The sequence below is a fragment of the Pseudanabaena sp. 'Roaring Creek' genome (genome assembly GCF_001402795.1).
GTDB lineage: Bacteria > Cyanobacteriota > Cyanobacteriia > Pseudanabaenales > Pseudanabaenaceae > Pseudanabaena.
In genome coordinates, this window is the sequence record NZ_LIRE01000138.1 from 1 (window position 1) to 2281 (window position 2281).

The 2281-nt window shown below is 48.7% G+C and carries 1 protein-coding gene; it reads left to right on the plus strand.

The window, feature by feature from the left end; translation table 11 throughout:
• The first annotated feature begins 267 nt into the window (after positions 1 to 267).
• On the plus strand, positions 268 to 2136 hold the full coding sequence (ftsH, locus tag AC805_RS04395) for an ATP-dependent zinc metalloprotease FtsH (RefSeq protein ID WP_055074288.1): 1869 nt from the start codon (positions 268 to 270) through the stop codon (positions 2134 to 2136).
• Positions 2137 to 2281: the final 145 nt, after the last annotated feature.

A 2281-nucleotide genomic window follows, 5' to 3' on the forward strand; every position in this document is an offset into this window, starting at 1 on the left:
GCTGCCGCCAACTGTATCAGGACATAAAACGCCAAAGAGAGTTGCCGCGCTCCGCGCGGCAACTCTCTTTGGCGTTTTGATTTTGTCCTAACAAAACTAGCGGCAGCTATAGAGTTATTAAAGGGGCGATCGCTAAACTATCGATCTAAAGACGGATTATGGGGGTGGTTCTACAGATCCTAGGCTACTTACGTTAAGATTGGTTAATTAAATCATTCGTTCTTGGCAAGATCGTCTAAGAACAACTCTATCGATGGAGCAGTAGTAGTGAAAAGCAATAATAAAAACGATAATAATAAAAAGTGGAAAAATTTTGGTTTATACGCGCTGCTAGGCATTGTCGTTATTACCTTGGGGACAACCCTGCTCGATAGTCAACCCGCCGCTCAAGGAGAATGGCGCTATAGCAAGCTACTCGAAGAAGTCCGAAAGAAGCCCGCAGGTGTTTCTAGAGTAACTCTCAGTCCCGATCGCACCTTTGCAGAGGCAACTGTCCCTGGAGGACCCGAAGGCAAGCGTAAGGTTCGCGTCAATCTCCCTAACGATCCTGAATTTATTAAAACCCTTAGAGACAACAACGTCGAACTAGATGTTGCTCCCCGTCGCACCGATGGCGCATTGGTACAAACTCTGAGTAGCTTGATTTTGCCAATTTTGCTTTTAGTCGGACTATTCTTCCTACTACGTCGCGCCCAAGCTGGTCCTGGCAACCAAGCCATGAACTTTGGCAAGTCCCGCGCCCGCGTACAGATGGAGCCTCAAACCCAAGTCACCTTCACCGATGTGGCTGGTATCGAGCAAGCCAAATTTGAACTTACCGAAGTTGTAGACTTCCTCAAAAATCCCGATCGCTTTACGGCGGTTGGCGCAAAAATTCCTAAGGGAGTATTGCTCGTTGGTCCTCCTGGAACTGGTAAAACCCTGCTAGCGCGTGCCGTCGCTGGTGAAGCTGGCGTACCTTTCTTCAGTATTTCTGGTTCGGAGTTCGTAGAAATGTTCGTCGGGGTCGGTGCATCCCGTGTGCGTGACCTATTCGAGCAAGCCAAAGCCAATGCCCCTTGTATCGTCTTCATCGATGAAATTGATGCGGTCGGTCGTCAGCGTGGTGCTGGACTCGGTGGTGGCAACGATGAACGCGAACAAACCTTAAACCAATTGCTCACCGAAATGGACGGGTTTGAAGGTAATACAGGTATCATTATTGTCGCCGCAACTAATCGCCCCGACGTACTTGATGCCGCACTACTACGTCCAGGTCGTTTCGATCGCCAAGTCGTCGTCGATCGCCCAGACTTCGCAGGTCGGCTCGAAATCCTTGGAGTCCACGCACGCGGCAAGACTCTATCGAAGGATGTCGATCTTGAAAAGATTGCCCGCCGCACTCCTGGATTCACAGGCGCAGATCTTTCTAACCTATTAAATGAAGCCGCAATTCTCGCCGCCCGTCGCAACTTAACCGAAATCTCGATGGATGAAATCAATGATGCCGTCGATCGCGTCTTGGTTGGTCCCGAAAAGAAAGATCGCGTCATGAGCGAAAAGCGCAAAGAATTAGTTGCTTACCATGAAGCAGGTCATGCCCTCGTAGGCGCTTTGATGCCCGACTACGATGCCATCCAAAAGGTAACCATCATTCCTCGCGGACGCGCTGGTGGTTTGACATGGTTCTTGCCAACTGAAGAAAGAATGCAAAGCCGCGCTTATTTACAAAACCAGATGGCTGTTGCCCTCGGTGGTCGCATCGCTGAAGAAATTGTTTTTGGCGAAGAAGAAGTAACCACAGGTGCATCCAGTGACTTGCAGCAAGTTGCTTCGGTTGCCCGTCAAATGGTAATGCGTTTTGGTATGAGCGAGAAGCTTGGACCCGTTGCCCTCGGTCGTTCCAATGGCAATATGTTCCTCGGTCGCGATATTGCCGCCGAGCGTGACTTCTCCGAAGAAACCGCCGCAACTATTGATGAGGAAGTGGGAATTTTGGTCAGCGATGCTTACCGTCGTGCCAAACAGCTTCTCGTTGACAATCGTCACGTTCTCGATAAGATTGCCCACGATCTCATCGAACGCGAGACTGTTGATGCTGAAGAGCTACAACAAATTTTAGAAACCAATGAATTGAAGCTAGCTGCTGCTCTCTAAAGTTTGAAGGCATACCCTAATTTTTTAAAAAATGCAGACATTACAAAGTAATGTCTGCATTTTTGTTTAGATAACGTCAGTTCGGGATAATTTAAAACGAGCTTTGAGAAAGGGTTTGCTACGCAAACCCTTTCTCAAAGCCCAA